This is a genomic window from Methanomethylovorans sp. PtaU1.Bin093 (assembly GCF_002067275.1).
GTDB lineage: Archaea > Halobacteriota > Methanosarcinia > Methanosarcinales > Methanosarcinaceae > Methanomethylovorans.
In genome coordinates, this window is sequence record NZ_MVQX01000013.1 from 110,137 (window position 1) to 124,319 (window position 14,183).

A 14,183-nucleotide genomic window follows, 5' to 3' on the forward strand; every position below is an offset into this window, starting at 1 on the left:
GTAAGTATATTCAGCATGATCATGAACCTCCTGAGCGATATAGTGCTGTTAATAGGCTTGACCTTCGTGTTCCTTGGCATGCTGGGTCTTATACGCTTGCCGGATGTGTACAACCGTCTGCATACAACTGCCAAGATAGGTACAGTTGGAGCCTTCGGTGTAATGTTGAGCATTCTCATGAGAGCTGGTTTCACACCTATAGGCGTCAAAGCTATAGCCGTGGGTCTGTTCTTACTTCTTACTGCCCCTATAGCAGCTCACATGATCACAAGGGCAGCTCACAGGCATGGAGTAGGTCTGTGCAAAGAATCAGTAATAGATGAGTACGGAAAAGCATGCGAGAGGTGTAAAAAATAAGCACCTCTTTGCCTTTAGTCATTGCTTAAGTTATCCTTTTGATCACCCCTCCAAAGAATATGCACATTTGATGGGATATTTACATCATTCATCATGATAATTGATCTTGAGCCGGATCACAACAGAATATAAAATAAAGTTCATTTAACTGGCCACACCGGTTTAGAACCCCCTGCATTAGGATCATGTGAGCGGGTTGGGGAGTGGGGGTTAGTGTGGGAGTGGGGTTAAAAATGTTGTACCCGCTCACTTGCCCTTTGATATGAATTAATGATATATATACTTTCTCTTTGCAGAAAACTATTCATTTTACCGTACACTTTGCGCTCTAAAACGAAAAATCAGTTTCCACAATAATTCTTAAGTTACATGCTAATGATCTAACACAATGCTTATTTGATAACCTTTCCTATATCATGCGATGGGCACGATGCCATACCTCAGTGGTACTTGTATTATCCATTATTTTTATCGTTCATTATATGAAGGGAAGACAGGCATGTTGAAAGAGTACATTGATATTGGATATATTCCGGAAGAAACTGATCTTGTATGTGAGTATCAGCTGGAAACAGCGTCCGGAATCAGTTTTGAGGAAGCGTGCAGCCATCTGGCTGGAGAATGCTCCTTTGGTATATGGAACGACATTTCTCTCTTAAGCCCAAAAATGGCAGAGAAGTTAAAACCTCACGTGTTCTACATTGATAAAAAAAAGCATACTGTAAGAATTTCCTATCCACAGGACCTTTTCGAATTTTGCTCTGTAGCCCAGATCATCATTACTGTTGCAGGCAGAATGCTGGATCATAAAATGATGAGCAGGCTCAAGCTTCATGACATAACTTTTCCGACAGATCCGCTGAGTGAACTATGGGGACCTAAGTATGGTATGGGAGGAATAAGGGAACTCACCGGTGTCTATGACCGTCCTTTAGTGAGCGCTACGGTAAAGCCAAAGGTGGGACTTGATCCGGCAACACATGCAAAGGTAGCATATAATTCTTTTGTCGGAGGATGTGACCTGGTGAAGGACGATGAGAACCTGACAGATCAGAAGTTTAACAGGTTCGAAAAACGTGCTGAACTCACATTCAAGGCCCGGGACGATGCAGAAGAGGAAACAGGTGAGCGAAGGATGTATATGTGCAATATCACTGCTCCCACATGTGAAGAGATAATACGGAGAGCAAATTTTATAAGCAATATAGGTGGCCATTATGTAATGATCGACACGGTCCCCACTGGATGGAGCTCTCTGCAAACACTGCGCGATGTCACTGAAGAACTTGGACTTGTGATACATGCTCATATTATGGGCCATACTGCCTTTACCCGTCTGGAAGAACACGGTATCAGCCTGTATCTTATGACAAAGCTTGCGCGTCTTGTAGGACTTGATCAGTTGCACATCGGTACTATTGATAACAGATTTCATGAAAATACAAAAGAATTAATGGCACTGTATGATTGCTGCATAATGGACAGATCAAAAGGAAATGAAAAAATGCATATCCTTCCTCAGAACTGGGATGGGATAAAGGCCATGTTCCCTGTTGTTTCAGCTGGGTCAGGAGTTTCATCGATACCAGAACTTATGAATATCTTCGGCAAAGATGTTATTATGGACTGTAGCATTGGTATGCATTCACATCCAATGGGCACCTCTGCCGGCGCAAAAGCCTGCCGACAGGCTATTGATGCGACACTTTCCGGTATATCTCTGGAAGAATACGGAAAGAACCATGCAGAACTGCAAACTGCCTTGAAAAATGGCATTTAATAATATGATGAGCAATGAGCAAACAAACAAAAGTATTCAAAGTGACTCCAAATAACTTATCAAAAATTATCAGGGAGTGTGCAGAAATTATTCAGAGGGGTGGCACTGTTGCCATCCCTACGGAAACAGTATATGGACTGGCGGCCAATGCGCTTGATCCAATAGCTGTTAACAGGATATTCCACGCAAAAGGCCGCCCTGCAGACAATCCGCTTATCGTGCATGTGGCATCCATAGAGCAATTGGAGCAATTGGTGTCAGAGATCCCTCCCAAGGCTTTATCTCTTATCGAGATCTTCTGGCCAGGGCCACTGACACTTATCCTCAAAAGGACCCGTATTGTTCCAGATATCACTACAGGCGGGCTGAACACGGTTGCTGTAAGGATGCCTGCCGACATAATAGCACAGGAACTGATACGCTCATCCGGTAAACCCCTTGCTGCACCCAGTGCTAACATTTCAGGCAGGCCAAGTCCGACCACTGCGTTCCATGTGCTCCATGACCTGGAAGGAAAGATCGATGCAGTAATAGATGCAGGAAATACATGTATAGGAGTGGAATCCACAGTTATCGATATGAGCGGAGAAAAACCTGCTGTTTTAAGACCTGGCTATATATCCGCAACACAAATCGAAGAGGTTATAGGAGAAGTAGAGATCGGCTACAGCGACCATGTGACAGAAACAGAGGGTGTTGTAAGGTCACCTGGTATGAAATATACTCATTATTCTCCCAGTGCTACCGTGCTGCTTCTGGAAGGATCGCATGATCTTGTTTTGGATAAGATCCGTGAAATGTATGCAGATTTTACGTGCAGGGGAGCAAGAGTGGGCTTGCTTGTCACGAGCAGTGATCTTTTTTCCCTGACGAACGATATGGTCTATCTTGGAAGAAAAGATGAACCTGAAGAAGTAGCCAGAAACCTGTTCCTAGGTTTGCGTTCTTTGGATGAGAGGGGAGTTAACATCATACTTGCAGACGGCTCTTTCACTCACGAAGGTGTAGGTGCGGCTGTGATGAACAGGCTAAGGAAAGCCTCGGAAATGATAATCAAAGTATAGGTGTATTTATGAAGGGATATAAAAAGGACCAATTAAAGGCAAAACAGCGATACATTGCGATACTGAAAACAAATAAGCAGCTTGCCAGGATAAATGTCATTATCCTGTCCCTTGGCCTGGCATTATCATATCTGGGAAAAGACACAATAGGGACACCCTTACTTTGGACAGGGATCATCATTTTCCTCTATACGATGTCGTCTAACTTCATGGCCCGCCGTTCACTGAAGAATTTGAAATGAAACAGTATGGGGAAAAAATAAGATCTTCAGATAAAGCCTACTGTCTTAAAAAGCTTGGATGCCAAATCCGCAACTACGAATTTGGCACTGCTGACAATGCCTACCGGATCAATGGTAAGGGTTCCGTTCGAACGGGCTCCTTCATACACAGAAAGCGGATCTGTTGTATTTATAAGGCTTCGGACCGTAGCTTCATCAGTGGCTATTATTACAGTAGGATCGTAATCCTCTACATCCTCTACCTTTTCAAATTCGGCCACTCTGCCGTTCTCTGTGACCAGCCATACATTCAGCTCACCTCCATCGTTCATCATAATGCCTGCCAGGATCTCTTCGTTACCCAGGAGTATTTGTATGGAACTTGGAAGTTCTTCGTAGTACGCATTGTACTCCGTAACAGCTCTATCCAGGTCATTGAAAAGTTCTGCACTGGCAGTATTCATTGTGATGAAGAACAGGATAATTAACATGCATAAGGTCTTTTTCATACCAAACCTCTTTTTTGTTCTTAGGATAGGAGTTTTTCCGTATACCTTGTTTTAATTTTTCTGCTATATAACCTTGTTCGTCTTATAAAGAACAATCTCGGACCCTTTCAGGAATATGCAGAATATACTTGGCTACAGATTGCTTTTTATATCGTAGTGTGATTAAGAGTATTGCTGTAAACTATCCTTATCATTTTGCTTTACATGCACAATTTGAGGTTTTCCGGAATGGGAGAGATAATTGCAAGTGACTCTATGTGGGAGTACTTCCGCTGGCTTGATGCAAGGCTGAAACAAGAGATGGACATAGCCAACGAAGCCAGAAAAAGGGGTCGTGATCCAAAACCCTTTGTAGAGATACCGCTTGCCAAAGATCTGGCTGACCGGGTAGAGAACCTCATCGGTGTACAGGGCGTAGCTCAACATATCAGGGAACTTGAAACAACCATGTCCCGTGAGGAAGCTGCCCTTGCCCTTGGCAGGGATGTGGCTGTGGGTACTGTCGGAAATTTCGATGACCGGAAAAAAGCCATAGAAGCTGCTATCCGTGTATCTATGGCAATGCTTACAGAAGGTGTGGTGGCAGCACCCATTGAAGGTATTGACAGGGTCGACCTTGGAAAGAATGATGATGGTACGGAGTATATCCGCATCCTGTATGCCGGTCCCATACGTAGTGCAGGTGGCACTGCCCAGGCCCTTTCTGTGCTCGTGGGAGATTACGTGCGCAGAGGAATAGGCATCGATCGATATAAACCGCGTAAGGAAGAAGTGGAAAGGTATGTGGAGGAGATACTGCTTTACAGAAGGGTGGCAAATCTGCAGTACACGCCTTCCGAATCCGAGATCAAGCTGATAGTAGAGAACTGCCCCATCTGCATAGACGGTGAACCCACTGAAGAGGAGGAAGTGGAAGGTCACAGGAACCTAGAGAGAATAGAGACGAACCGTATAAGAGGTGGTATGGCACTTGTACTGGCCGAAGGTCTTGCTCTGAAAGCCCCAAAGGTTCTGAAACATGTAAAAAAGCTACAGATGGACGGATGGGACTGGCTGGAAACCCTCATAGCAGGTACAAAGAGCAGTGGAAGTGAAGAGGAGCAAACTGCGGGTGTAAAGCCCAAGGATAAATACCTGAGAGATCTTATAGCCGGAAGACCGGTCTTCTCCCATCCTTCAAGGCCCGGAGGGTTCAGGCTAAGGTATGGCAGGTCCCGTAATACTTCTTTTGCCGCAGCTGGCATCAATCCGGCCAGCATGGTGATCCTGGATGATTTCATTGCTCCGGGCACTCAGCTTAAAGTGGAAAGGCCTGGTAAAGCTGCAGGCATGGCTCCTGTGGATTCCATAGAAGGCCCTACAGTAAGGCTAAGGTCCGGTGATGTTGTCAGGATCGATGATGCAGAGGAAGCTCGTAGGCTGCACCCGGAAGTTGGATATATCATAGATATCGGGGAGATCCTGATCAATTATGGTGACTTCCTTGAGAACAATCATGTATTGGTCCCTTCATCATATTGCTTTGAATGGTGGATACAGGAATACTCTTTTGCCACCGGTGAAGATGGGTCAGCTAAGCCTGAACTTAAGCATCCTTCCCAGGAACTTGCCCTGGAGATATGTGAGAAGCATAATGTTCCTCTTCATCCGGATTTTACTTATCTGTGGCATGATATAACGACAAATGATCTTATAAGACTGGCAGAGTTCATCGAGGAACATGGGTCTTTGGACGAAAAGCACTCGGTATTATCGTTGCCTCGGAAATTAAGTGCTGATAGCGGTATCAAGATACTGCTTGAAAACATGTTGGTGTTGCATAAAGTATCTGGCGACAATATATTGATCTTGCAGCCTCTTCCGCTGCTCAGATGTCTGGGCATAGGAACGGACCTTCACAGAAATTGGACAGATATTGATGCAGAAACCGGTCTTGACGCAGTCAACAAGGTCAGTGGACTGCTCGTAAGGGCGCGTGCCCCTTCAAGGATAGGAGCACGCATGGGAAGACCTGAAAAATCAGATCGAAGAATGATGTCACCTGCACCTCATGCACTGTTCCCTATAGGTGAAACGGGTGGAAATACCCGCAAACTTGAAGACGCTGCCAGTTACAAAGAATCTGTAAATGGCAAAGTCGGGCTTATAAAAGTGGAGATCGGCTCACGGATATGTCCTGCATGTGGAATGGAATCATACGAGTTCAGATGTGAATGTGGAGAATTCACCATTCCTAAGCTATCCTGTCCGAGATGTGGCCTTTCGGTCAACAAGGAAACGTGCCCCAAATGTGGTGTGAACACTACATGTGCCCGCATGCAGAGCCTTGATTTCAAGAACATATATCAGCGGGCCTTTGAGAAGCTGGGTGAACGTGAATCGAACCTGGATGCCATCAAAGGTGTCAAAAGGATGATGTCACGCAACATGACCCCTGAACCACTTGAAAAAGGCATTTTGCGTGCCAAGCATGAACTGTATACCTTCAAGGACGGCACCGTACGGTATGACATGTCGGATATACCTCTTACACATATAAGAGCCGATGAGCTGGGCATACAAGTAGGAAAACTGCTGGAAATAGGTTATTCCGAAGACATTTATGGAAAGCCTCTCACCAGCGGGAATCAGGTGGTGTGCCTTAAAGTTCAGGATATCGTCGTTTCATACGACTGTGCTACATATCTTTTAAAAACTACACGATATATAGATGATCTTTTATCCCGGTATTATCATCTTGAGCCTTATTACAATGCTCAGGGCATCGAGGATCTTGTGGGAACGCTTGTAATGGGTCTTGCACCTCACACATCGGCGGGTGTGCTGGGAAGGCTTGTAGGTTTCACCAGAGCAGCGGTGGGTTATGCTCATCCTTTTTTCCACGCTGCCAAACGGCGCAACTGTGACGGCGATGAAGATTGCGTAATGCTGCTTATGGACGGGCTTATCAATTTCTCAAGAGAATACCTGCCGGACAGAAGGGGGGGGAAAATGGATGCACCCCTTGTGCTTACCACTCGCCTGGACCCGAGCGAGGTGGATAAGGAAGCTCACAATATAGATGTGTGTGCATATTATCCACTTGAGTTCTACGAAGCTACACTAAAGTACACGAACCCAAAGGAACTTGAAAGTAAAATGGACCTTGTGAGCAGCCGACTGGGTACTCCCCTGCAGTATGATCACTTCATGTTCACCCATGATACTTCTGATATAGCACGAGGTCCCCCTGTCAGTGCTTACAAGACCCTTGGCAGCATGGTGGAAAAAATGGATGCTCAGCTTGCTCTGGCAGATAAGATCAGGGCTGTTGATGCTTCGGATGTTGCTGAAAGGGTTCTGGTCTCGCACTTCCTGCCGGACCTGTTCGGCAACCTGAGGGCATTCTCTAGGCAGAGCACGCGTTGTATCAAATGTGATGAGAAGTTCCGCAGACCTCCTCTTACAGGCGTATGCCCTAAATGCGGAGGTCGTGTAATATTAACAGTGCATGAAGGCTCTGTAAAGAAATATCTGGAAGTGTCAAGAAAGGTAGCTGCCGATTACAATGTTTCGGCTTATACAAAACAGCGTATTGAACTTATAGGGCTTGATATCAAGTCCCTTTTTGACAATGATAGATCAAAGCAGACAGGCCTTTCAGAGTTCATGTGATGGATCATTTGGTCGGCAGGCCAAAGGCATTGATCTGGTTGATCAGCTCGGTGAACTGTTCTACCTCAAAGGCGATCACTGCTTCCCGGGTCATACCTATGGACATTTCCCCATCATAGCTGAGCATCTCAGGGCCGCGGCGAACGAACCTGTCCACGCCGTCCCTGGATAAGGCTGCTTTTGCTTCCGGATCATGGACGAATGCGCGCCCGGGGATCAACACTGTTTCTTTGACATCGGTAAGTTCGAGGTTTTTCAGGTCTTCTATAGTGATCAGGCAGCCGATGTCCTTGTCTACGGGCACTACGTTCACAGTGCCTCCTAATTTAGCAAAGATATCTGCAAGTCTTGAAGCAGCTGCTCTACTGGTGAGGAGCGTTGCCTGCTTTCTTATTATAGGAAGCTGGCCCAGAGCTTGCTCATCATTGCGCAGTGCAAAGGGACAGCCTATGAGCGGGTCTTCAAGGGGGGTGCCTGTTATCCTTATCTTGTAGCGCGAAGCAGCTTCCCTTACTATGCTTAGGAACTCGTGTATTGTATGTGTCGTCACATCTTGGAGGATCGGACCATTCTCCAGGATCAGGCCCTCTTCCCTGCAGTTTGCAAAACGCATGAGTATTGCACCTTTTGTTCCCATGTCCTGCAGGTCTGTAAGGGTTTTCCACAACTCTTCGCCGTCATTTACGCCGGGTATGAGCACAATGGCAGCATAAACATCACAATGCTTGCTGAAATCTTTCAGCACCTGCAGGGATGCCTGGGGATTGGGATCACGCATGTGATCTGCCCGAAGTTGTGGGTCTGTGGAAAATACAGTGAAAGATACCTCTGTAACCCCATGCTCTATAAAGAACTCTGCATCATCCAGGGAATTGAAGCCTTTGCCGCTGGTGTATCCTAAATGGATGGGTTTTCCAAGCTGGGAAAGAACGGATACAAGTTCTCTTAATTGCGGATAGCAACTAATATCGCCTCCGCCACTAATGGTGATCTTATCGATCTCATTTGACCTGAACCTGATACTGTCTGAAAGGCTGTGAAGGACAAGCTGCATGGGCTTAAAACCAGTATATGCTTCTCTCACACCCCTGCTGCAGTAATTACATCCTTTTTGAAAAGGAAAACAATATTTGCACCCGAAGGGTGGCACCTCTTTTACTTTTTTAAAGTAACAATATGTGCAGAACCCATTGCAGTCTATGCCCGGACTGCCACCAACATCGGCTACTATCTCCATTTGTATCGTGTGATGCAATATGTATTACTTAAATCTTTGTAATGCCCGGCCCTCTCTATCGAACAGTATTATTTATAAAATTAAATATATAATAAAAATTTAATTGATATTATTTTGTATGAAAAATATAAGTCATATAGTGCACAAATTATTCTTCCCAGTACATGCTATGTGGCATCCGGTAAGTCCAACTAATATAATACTTTTAATATATATCGTTTGCCCTGAAATTGAATGCAGAGAGAATATTGGTGCAAAAGGTTTAAAACCTAATTAATCTTAATTAGCGGGTAATCCCGATGGAAAATATCGTATGCTTTAACGATGGTACAGATTTTTTCTTAACGCCTTGTCTGTACATTTTCCATAATGGATCTTAACAAATAGGAGGAAACATACGTGTCTGATAAAATAGACATTTACGACGACAAAGGTAAGCTGCTGGAAAGCGGCGTCGATCTTATGGACATTGCGCCAACAAGGAATGCAGCCATACAGAAAATCGTCAAAGACACCAAGAGGACTGTTGCAGTTAACCTTGCAGGTATCGAGAATGCTCTTGCCAGTGGTAAAATGGGTGGCGCAGGCCGCCGTATCCTTGGCAGAGGACTTAAGTACGACATCGTTGCAAACGCCAGTGCCATACAGGACTCCGTTGCAAAATTGATCCAGGTCAACAAAGACGATGACACCAATGTAAAGGTACTTGCAGGCGGAAAACAGTTACTTGTGCAGGTCCCATCCATTAGGACCGCAATAGGTGCAGACTACGTTTCAGCAAGCACAGTGGGTGCAGCAGCTGTGGTGCAGACGATTGTTGATATGTACAAAGTAGACATGTTCGACGCACCTATCGTTAAGGGAGCGGTCTGGGGAAGCTACCCACAGACAATGGACATGATGGGCAGCAACGTTGCATCCATCCTCAGTATCCCACAGAACAACGAAGGTCTGGGTTACTCTCTGAGGAACATCACCACCAACCACATTGCAGCCATCACCGGCAAGAAAGCTATGAACTCAGCAGCACTCTCATCCATCTTCGAGCAGGTAAGTATGTACGAGATGGGTAACGCAGTGGGCCTGTTCGAGAGGCACCAGCTCCTGGGTCTTGCATACCAGGGCCTGAACGCCAACAACATGGTATGTGACCTTGTCACCAAGAACAAGACCGGTACTCTCGGTACAGTGGTACAGTCCACAGTTGAGAGAGCTATCGAGGACGGCGTTATAGCAGTCGACAAGAAGGCACCATCCGGATACAACTTCTACAAGGCAAATGATGTCTCCAAGTGGAACGCATATGCAGCAGCAGGTCTGCTCGCAGCGACCATGGTGAACTGTGGTGCAGGAAGAGCAGCACAGAACGTTTCTTCAACCATCCTGTACTTCAACGACATCCTGGAGAAAGAAACAGGACTTCCAGGCTGTGACATGGGAAGGGCCCAGGGTACAGCGGTCGGATTCTCCTTCTTCAGCCACTCAATCTATGGTGGAGGCGGACCAGGTATCTTCAACGGTAACCACGTAGTTACCAGGCACTCCAGAGGATTCGCAATTCCTTGTGTTTGTGCAGCATGTTCACTTGACGCAGGCACCCAGATGTTCTCCATAGAGAAGACATCCTCACTTGTGGGCAACGTGTTCGGTTCAATACCAGAATTCAAGGAACCGATCAAGGCAGTTGCAGGAGCCCTCTAAATCCATTAATGTCCTATGTCATGGTATCAAAGGTAATCACAGATGTCAGATACGTCCTCAGACACAACAAAGCATTTGCAGCTTGAAATAGTTCCTCAGCGTCTGCTCAGGCCCGAAACCGCTCAGGCTCTCCTTAATGAGATCCTTGATCTGGACGGAGTTGTCAGGCTGTTCGTTCACGGTCCCAGATTGCCCGGCACTGTACCTTACGGTCCGGCAAAAGGGATCCCTCTAGTACATGATTCCAGGCGCCTTATAGAAATAGAAGGCAAGACTGTGGAATTAATGGTCAGTGTGGGCAGCATTCGTCTGGAAGTGACGGACGCCAATGTGAAAGAACAGGTGCATGAGATATGCGAGAAGATCCTTCCGTTCCCCTTTGAGTTCAGAGAGGGTAATTTCATGCTCAGAAGGCAAACCGTTTCAGGTTATGCAAGGTTTGGGCCCGATCAGGATCCCCTTATGGTGGGTATCACTGACCCGAAAGGCAAACTGAAAGACCAGGTATGTTTCATCAAAGATGAGTGATCTTATGTTCGACCGGGAAACGCAAGTTGTTGACTGCAGACATGGCATGGGTCTTGGAAGAGGAGGCGGTCTCGCACAAAGAGGTACGCTCTCTGAAACCGGAAGATCCGATGTCATAGCAATAGCAATGAGTCCCGGAAGAAGACATATCACAAAACCTGTATGCGAGCTTACATACGGTATGCGTCGCGAAGAGATACAGGTGAGTGTCCTGGTACTTAATACAGGATCAGGCATACCTGATACAAACATGGGTTCCGGTACCTTCGGAATATCACCCGAGGAAGTAGCCCAGATCTCAAGACATAAACTTGCGGTCATCCATACGGGCAATGTAAGGGACCACGTGATCAAGAAAGTAAGGAACATACTTGAGCAAGTGAATGTTCCTGCCATTATAGTGTGTCAGACCCCTGTGGATTTTGAGGACCTTGCAATGGCAGGAGTGAAGACAAGACTCGTGAAACCAAAAGATAACGATATTGTGACAAAAGGAAAAGTAATGGAAATTGTGACGGGAATCACACGAGGCGAATCATGTTCAAGGGAAAAGTTGAACGAACTCGTGAAAGCCGTGAAAACCACAATGAAATCATTAGATGTTAGGAGTGTATGATTATGGCATATAAACCACAGTACTACCCAGGTGCAACATCTGTTGCAGCAAACAGAAGGAAACACATGTCTGGCGATGTGGAGAAGCTCAGGGAGATATCCGATGACGATCTTGTAATGATCCTCGGACACCGCCCACCAGGCAGCGACTACCGCAGCACCCACCCACCACTTGCAGAGATGGGTGAGCCAGAGTGTTCTATCAGACAGACTGTAGAACCAACCCCAGGCGCCAAGGCCGGTGACAGGGTAAGGTATGTACAGTTCGTAGATTCAATGTACAACGGTACCTCAGTACCATACTTCAGGTCCTACAATGCAGCCATTAAGTTCAGAGGCGTGGACCCAGGTACTCTTTCCGGCCGTCAGGTCGTAGAGGCCCGTGAGAGGGACATGGAAGAGGTTGCCAAGTTCCAGATCGAGACCGAAATGTTCGACCCGGCACTTTCAAGCCTGAGAGGTGCAACTGTGCACGGTCACTCCCTGAGGCTCCAGGAAGACGGCGTAATGTTCGACATGCTGGACAGGGCAAGGCTCGAGAGCGACGGTATCGTAAAGATGCACAAGGACCAGGTAGGCAGACCTATCGACAAGAAGGTCGAACTCGGAAAACCAATGTCCCCGAAAGAAGCAGCAAAGAGGACAACCATCTACCGCGTGGACAATGTTGCTTACAGGAGCGATAAAGAGGTTCTTGAATGGGTTCACAGGGTTTTCGACCAGAGAACAAAATACGGATTCAAGCCGGAATAATCGAGGTGACATAAATGGCAGCAGACAAGAAGATGTTCGCAAAACACTTGGAGATCAAGTTCACAAAAGAGCACGGTGCCAACAAGATGGAAGGTGGCAAGATCACTGACATGGTTGGTAAGTACTACAGGCTCGGTGTTGAGCAGAACCCAAGGAAACTTGAAATGAAGAAGGCAGGTCAGGAACTCGCGAAGAAGAGGGGACTTGTCGGATACAACCCAATGATGCACTGCGGTGGTATACCACTCGGTCAGAGAGCTCTTACCCCATCCTTCATATCAGGCACTGACATGATGGTGGAGATCGACGATCTGCACTACGTGAACAACGCAGCAATGCAGCAGATGTGGGACGACATCAGGAGAACTGTAATTGTCGGTATCGACCTTGCACACGAGACCCTTGAGAAGAGACTGGGTATCGAAGTTACACCAGAGACCATCAACTTCTACCTTGAGACCCTCAACCACGCCCTCCCAGGCGGTGCAGTGGTCCAGGAACACATGGTCGAGACCCACCCCGCACTTGTGGACGACTGTTACTGTAAGATCTTTACCGGTGACGATGAGCTTGCAGACGAAATAGACAAGCAGTTCCTCATCGACATCAACAAGGAATTCCCAGCAGAACAGGCAGAGCAGCTTAAGGCAGCTATCGGAAAGACAACCTGGCAGGCAGCTCACATTCCAACCGTGGTCAGCAGGGTAACAGATGGTGCCCAGACCAGCAGATGGATGGCCATGCAGGTCGGTATGTCCTTCATCTCCGCATACAGCATGTGTGCCGGTGAGGCAGCGGTCGCTGACCTTTCATACGCAGCAAAGCATGCTGGTGTCATCTCCATGGGTGAAATGCTTCCAGCAAGGCGTGCACGTGGTCCAAACGAGCCAGGAGGTATCTCCTTCGGTCACCTCGCAGATATCGTGCAGACCAGCCGTATAGACCCAGAAGACCCAGCACACGTAGCCCTTGAGGTAGTCGGTGCAGGCTGTATGCTCTACGACCAGATCTGGCTCGGTTCATACATGTCCGGTGGTGTCGGTTTCACACAGTACGCAACCGCTGCATACACCAACAATATCCTGGATGACAACCTGTACTACGATGTAGACTACATCAACGACAAGTACAACGGCGCAGCCAAGAAGGGTACAGACAACAAGGTAAAGGCAACTCTGCAAGTTGTCAAGGACATCGCCACAGAGTCCACTCTGTATGGTCTTGAGAACTACGAGAAATACCCGACTGCACTTGAGGACCACTTTGGAGGTTCCCAGAGGGCAACCGTGCTTTCCGCAGCAGCAGGTGCCGCAACAGCTATCGCAACTGGTAACGGGAACGCCGGTCTTTCCGGATGGTACCTCTGCATGTACCTGCACAAGGAAGCACATGGCCGTCTCGGATTCTTCGGTTTCGACCTGCAGGACCAGTGTGGTGCAACCAATGTGTTGTCCTACCAGTCCGACGAGGGTCTGCCTGTTGAGCTGCGTGGACCGAACTACCCCAACTACGCCATGAACGTAGGTCACCAGGGTGGATATGCTGCAATAGCATCTGCAGCACACGCAGGCCGCGGCGACGCATATGCAGTGAACCCACTCATCAAGGTCTGTTTCGCAGACAGCCTCCTGCCCTTTGACTTTACGGCTCCAAGGAAGGAATTCGGTAGGGGCGCACTGCGTGAGTTCATGCCTGCTGGTGAGAGATCACTCATCATCCCGGCAAAGTAAATCCAAAGATAAGACACAGGTAGGCTTTATGCCT

Annotated in this window: 12 protein-coding genes; 10 read left to right on the top strand and 2 right to left on the bottom strand. The window is 47.2% G+C overall.

The window, feature by feature from the left end:
- Positions 1–15: 15 nt before the first annotated feature.
- The 4 genes from mnhG to A4E24_RS01080 all read left to right on the top strand — a co-directional run bounded on the left by mnhG (position 16) and on the right by A4E24_RS01080 (position 3,443).
- Positions 16–357 (top strand): monovalent cation/H(+) antiporter subunit G, encoded by a 342-nt coding sequence (gene mnhG / locus A4E24_RS01065; RefSeq protein ID WP_394334449.1) that lies wholly within the window; start codon positions 16–18, stop codon positions 355–357.
- A 499-nt stretch (positions 358–856) separates the two neighbouring features.
- Positions 857–2,137 (top strand): ribulose-bisphosphate carboxylase large subunit, encoded by a 1,281-nt coding sequence (locus A4E24_RS01070; RefSeq protein ID WP_292350984.1) that lies wholly within the window; start codon positions 857–859, stop codon positions 2,135–2,137.
- Between the two features lie 14 nt (positions 2,138–2,151).
- The gene (locus A4E24_RS01075) at positions 2,152–3,201 is read left to right on the top strand and encodes an L-threonylcarbamoyladenylate synthase (RefSeq protein ID WP_292350943.1); all 1,050 of its coding nucleotides are present in this window, start codon (positions 2,152–2,154) and stop codon (positions 3,199–3,201) included.
- A gap of 8 nt (positions 3,202–3,209) precedes the next feature.
- A complete protein-coding gene (locus tag A4E24_RS01080; RefSeq protein ID WP_292350945.1) occupies positions 3,210–3,443 on the top strand; it encodes a hypothetical protein in 234 nt (77 codons plus the stop codon).
- Positions 3,444–3,469: 26 nt separating this feature from the next.
- Here the strand turns inward: A4E24_RS01080 and A4E24_RS01085 are convergent, their stop codons facing one another.
- Positions 3,470–3,931, bottom strand: coding sequence for a hypothetical protein (locus A4E24_RS01085; protein ID WP_292350946.1), 462 nt, complete (start codon positions 3,929–3,931; stop codon positions 3,470–3,472).
- Positions 3,932–4,159: 228 nt separating this feature from the next.
- Between A4E24_RS01085 and A4E24_RS01090 the strand changes: the two genes are divergently transcribed.
- A complete protein-coding gene (locus A4E24_RS01090) occupies positions 4,160–7,585 on the top strand; it encodes a DNA polymerase II large subunit (RefSeq protein WP_292350947.1) in 3,426 nt (1,141 codons plus the stop codon).
- A 4-nt stretch (positions 7,586–7,589) separates the two neighbouring features.
- Here the strand turns inward: A4E24_RS01090 and mmp10 are convergent, their stop codons facing one another.
- On the bottom strand, positions 7,590–8,822 hold the full coding sequence (gene mmp10 / locus A4E24_RS01095; RefSeq protein WP_292350948.1) for a methyl coenzyme M reductase-arginine methyltransferase Mmp10: 1,233 nt from the start codon (positions 8,820–8,822) through the stop codon (positions 7,590–7,592).
- Positions 8,823–9,221: 399 nt separating this feature from the next.
- Between mmp10 and mcrB the strand changes: the two genes are divergently transcribed.
- The 5 genes from mcrB to mcrA are packed head-to-tail and all read left to right on the top strand — an operon-like array spanning position 9,222 to position 14,149.
- Positions 9,222–10,523: a coenzyme-B sulfoethylthiotransferase subunit beta gene (mcrB, locus tag A4E24_RS01100; RefSeq protein WP_292350950.1), complete on the top strand. Its 1,302-nt coding sequence runs from the start codon at positions 9,222–9,224 to the stop codon at positions 10,521–10,523.
- Between the two features lie 42 nt (positions 10,524–10,565).
- Positions 10,566–11,051 carry a methyl-coenzyme M reductase operon protein D gene (gene mcrD, locus A4E24_RS01105; protein ID WP_292350951.1) on the top strand — a complete coding sequence of 162 codons (486 nt, stop codon included), beginning with the start codon at positions 10,566–10,568 and terminating at the stop codon, positions 11,049–11,051.
- Positions 11,044–11,667 (top strand): methyl-coenzyme M reductase I operon protein C, encoded by a 624-nt coding sequence (gene mcrC, locus A4E24_RS01110; protein ID WP_292350952.1) that lies wholly within the window; start codon positions 11,044–11,046, stop codon positions 11,665–11,667. The genes mcrD and mcrC overlap by 8 nt, the downstream gene beginning before the upstream one ends.
- A gap of 2 nt (positions 11,668–11,669) precedes the next feature.
- Entirely contained in the window at positions 11,670–12,419 is a 750-nt protein-coding gene (mcrG, locus tag A4E24_RS01115; protein WP_292350953.1) for a coenzyme-B sulfoethylthiotransferase subunit gamma, read from the top strand.
- 14 nt (positions 12,420–12,433) lie between these two features.
- On the top strand, positions 12,434–14,149 hold the full coding sequence (gene mcrA, locus A4E24_RS01120) for a coenzyme-B sulfoethylthiotransferase subunit alpha (RefSeq protein ID WP_292350954.1): 1,716 nt from the start codon (positions 12,434–12,436) through the stop codon (positions 14,147–14,149).
- Positions 14,150–14,183 lie beyond the last annotated feature (34 nt).

What these genes read in the sequence shown, in the direction of transcription:
- A4E24_RS01090 (WP_292350947.1), top strand. Translation starts at nt 4,160, where the DNA reads ATGGGAGAGATAATTGCAAGTGACTCTATGTGGGAGTACTTCCGCTGG.
- mcrG (WP_292350953.1), top strand. Translation starts at nt 11,670, where the DNA reads ATGGCATATAAACCACAGTACTACCCAGGTGCAACATCTGTTGCAGCA.
- A4E24_RS01080 (WP_292350945.1), top strand. Translation starts at nt 3,210, where the DNA reads ATGAAGGGATATAAAAAGGACCAATTAAAGGCAAAACAGCGATACATT.
- mnhG (WP_394334449.1), top strand. Translation starts at nt 16, where the DNA reads ATGATCATGAACCTCCTGAGCGATATAGTGCTGTTAATAGGCTTGACC.
- mcrC (WP_292350952.1), top strand. Translation starts at nt 11,044, where the DNA reads ATGAGTGATCTTATGTTCGACCGGGAAACGCAAGTTGTTGACTGCAGA.
- mcrD (WP_292350951.1), top strand. Translation starts at nt 10,566, where the DNA reads ATGTCAGATACGTCCTCAGACACAACAAAGCATTTGCAGCTTGAAATA.
- mcrA (WP_292350954.1), top strand. Translation starts at nt 12,434, where the DNA reads ATGGCAGCAGACAAGAAGATGTTCGCAAAACACTTGGAGATCAAGTTC.
- A4E24_RS01070 (WP_292350984.1), top strand. Translation starts at nt 857, where the DNA reads ATGTTGAAAGAGTACATTGATATTGGATATATTCCGGAAGAAACTGAT.
- A4E24_RS01075 (WP_292350943.1), top strand. Translation starts at nt 2,152, where the DNA reads ATGAGCAAACAAACAAAAGTATTCAAAGTGACTCCAAATAACTTATCA.
- A4E24_RS01085 (WP_292350946.1), bottom strand. Translation starts at nt 3,931, where the DNA reads ATGAAAAAGACCTTATGCATGTTAATTATCCTGTTCTTCATCACAATG.
- mmp10 (WP_292350948.1), bottom strand. Translation starts at nt 8,822, where the DNA reads ATGGAGATAGTAGCCGATGTTGGTGGCAGTCCGGGCATAGACTGCAAT.